Source organism: Salinimicrobium oceani, assembly GCF_012037645.1.
The window spans coordinates 1-314 of sequence record NZ_JAAVJR010001400.1 but is presented as its reverse complement, the minus strand read 5'-3'; the positions used below and the strand labels follow the sequence as shown (position 1 = coordinate 314).

The window sequence follows — 314 nt, the reverse complement described above, 5'->3', positions numbered from 1 at the left end:
AGTAAAACTGACTCCGGAGATCGTGCTCCAAAATTTTCTCTTCACCCACCACCCTGAAGAACGAGCCGGTTTTTTCAACTTTTCGGGACATATACATCCGGGGGTCAGGATCAGCGGCCTGGGTCGTCAACAGCTCAAATTGTCCTGTTTCTTCAAATCCAAAGATCAATTGATACTGCCCGCCTTCGGCGAATTCACCGGAAAACATATTCTCATTCCGCAGGGAGATGATGAGGTGTATGTGGTGACGAAGGAGGAGGTGATTTGTCTCAATGATTAAAGAGAGACTAGAGCCTAGAGACTAGAGCCAAGAC

General features: G+C 47.5%; 1 protein-coding gene. It reads left to right on the top strand.

Translation table 11 applies throughout. The annotated features are described in order from the left end of the window. A partial coding sequence (locus tag HC175_RS22385) for a metallophosphoesterase family protein (protein WP_479685263.1) occupies window positions 1-280 on the top strand: 280 nt, incomplete at its 5' end. Window positions 281-314: the final 34 nt, after the last annotated feature.